A 2,734-nucleotide genomic window follows, 5' to 3' on the forward strand; every position below is an offset into this window, starting at 1 on the left:
TCTGAAGGTACTCATGTACCTTAAAAGAGTATTCCTGTATTCAAAAAGAATACTCCAATACCAAAAAAGAATACTCGTCTGATGAATTAACCTACTCATGTATTCTCAAAGAATACACGTTGAATCAAAAAGACTTCTGCTGTATTAAAAATGTATACTCGTGTTGTAAAAAAGAGTTCACGTGTATTAAAAAAGATTCGATGTGTATTCAAAATCAATGGACGAGTAATGAAAAAGACTTTCTGTGTATTAAAATTCAATACCTCTGAAATAAAAAAGTTTCAAAATGTAGTAAATGTGAATTCCTGACTAGGTTCGGAACATACTTGAGTACCTTCTGAAGGTACTGCACTACCCTCAGAGGATAGGGATTTGGTGATTTCATCAGCTTTTCTGAAGCTCGAACGAAAGTTGGTTATCCTACTTCAGGAGAAGCAGGATAACAAGACAGGCTTTCTTTGAATAATATTTTTAAAAAATAACCCAGTTTATTTGATGTTCTTTCGGTTATCCTCTATTTCCAACTCAATAAAATGGAGGAGAGGATCAAGTGAAACGCTTTTGACATCTGGCTTTGGTGAAATGATTACTTTATTCACACCTGACGATACGCGGTATTGCTCTATACCAATCAATTGCCCTTCCTGGTTATATTGCCCAATCTCAATAAATATTCGGTGGACTTCCATTTCATTTTTCAGGGTATGGTCGAGCTTTTTGATGTCGATGGTTAACTCCAATTTGTTTCCTGACATTTCCCTTAATCCGGTTATTTTGTTGTCAAAGAAAGTTATGGTTTCCATCATGTCACTGATGATATAATGGAAGTCCGGGGAAATTGATTTTTTGAGATCAGTAATCAAACCGACAGTAGTGGGATAACTGTCAGTTCTGAATTTATATTTTTCCAGAAATGCCTTTAACAGATTGTTCAGCTTGTCTTCTCCCACATAATACCGCAGGCTATTCAATGCCATAGCTCCTTTTCCATATGCAATGTATTCTTGTTCCGGCTTTACGAGATACAGCGGCATTTCCTCTCCGGTTTCTTGGGTACGCCCTTCCAGATATCGTTTGCGTTGCAAAGCCAAAAAGTTCAGGGCTTTTTCCGGGCCAAAATACCTTTCGTAAATCCTTAGGCTGATGTATTCAGTGATACTTTCTGTGAGCATTTTTGCGCCCAAGGCATCTGCAGGCACCAGCTGATTGCCCCACCATTGGTGTGTCAGTTCGTGGGCCTGAACATAAAAAGCTAAATCAATATGCTTGGGCTTCAGTTCGCTTTTCTGGATAAACCGAACTTCAGAAGTCGGGATAGAATTACCCATTACTGAAGCAAAGCTTCCTTCAGTAAGCGGAAATTCCACAATTCTGGCCTCCCCATGCTGGTATGGGCCGAAGTAAAAAGTATTGTAATCAAGGGCTGCTTTGAGGCCCTCCGTCATTTCATTTAAATTGGAACTATGGTTTGGGTGATGGTATATTTCCAAATCCACTCCCTTATGGCTGGATTTATGGAGGGAAAAATTACCTGAATTAAAAGCAAAAGAGAATTTGATTTTATCTGTCGTTTTGAAATGATAATAATTTCTGCCCTTTTCCGTCCATTGTTTTTGAAGGTAGCCGGGAGCTATCGCCTTTTGGGAATGATCTGTGCTGATGGTTGTTTCAAGATGCAATAAATCAGCGTGAGAAGAATAGAAACTCACATTTTCAACCCGGCTGTCTGTAGGCTGTTTGAAATCCTGATCAAAAAAATAGCCCAGGCGGGGAAGGATATCAGTCCTTAGAAAAGTGCCATTATGAAGCACCGGAGAATTCTGATAAAAGAGTGAATTTGGTTTATTTTTTATTTCAAATCTCATTTTCAGGGTATCTTCAGGCAAAAGCGGACTTTCCAATATGAGAACCGCAAACTGCATGGCGGTATCTCTTGCTATCAAAAATGATGGCATGTCTAAAGAGTATCCGGTAATTTCATCATACCCAGTCCTGATCAACAATTTATCTATCTTTTGGGAGGATTTATTGACCAAAAGGTATTCCCCTTTTGCCAAAAAAGACTGTTTTTCAGGAAACAGCTCAAGTTCCAAAATGACAGAAACTATTTTCGGTTGTATGGTTGATCGGTATTTTCCAAAAGTATTCCGGAAATATTCCAAAGTTTGGGTTTCATTTCCTGAAGGTTTGATCAGACTGTTTTCCTCCTTGTAGATTTTTATTCCCAAAAGAAAAAAAAGGAATACACACAAAACAGTTGCAATAGGCACCAAACCTTTAAACCTAGAAATGGATTTGCTAAACCGTTCCTGAATAGAATATACCAAACCTCGCTGCCAATACAAATAGGCAAAAATGAGCAATAATGCAGCAAATGAAATCCAATAGGAATTGACAAGGAGATGGCCAATCAACCCATTCCCATAGCTGTTGAGGTCACTATAGTTCACGGCCGGAGGGGAATTGAACAAAAAAAGGTGGGTATTTATTCCTATTTGGGGCAGAAAGTCTTTGACCAACCAGATAAGTATCAAAATGAAAATACCAAGGTATAAATTGGGCATTACTGTATGGATAAATACAGACAGGGCCGCCCAAACCATCAACACAGGAAAGGTGATAAGAAAAAGATGAAAAAAATACAGTCCGATTTCAAAATGATAATAGCCATTGTAAAGTTGCAAGCCTATACCGCAAATCATTAGAACAAACAGCATAAACAATTGCAATTGAA

The 2,734-nt window shown here is 38.2% G+C and carries 1 protein-coding gene; it reads right to left on the bottom strand.

From position 1 onward, the window contains the following. Positions 1–488: 488 nt before the first annotated feature. Positions 489–2,734, bottom strand: a 2,246-nt coding sequence (locus ACZFYI_RS18570; protein ID WP_462525616.1) for a M1 family aminopeptidase, incomplete at its 5' end; no start/stop codon positions are given.

This window comes from Aquiflexum sp. (assembly GCF_977115555.1).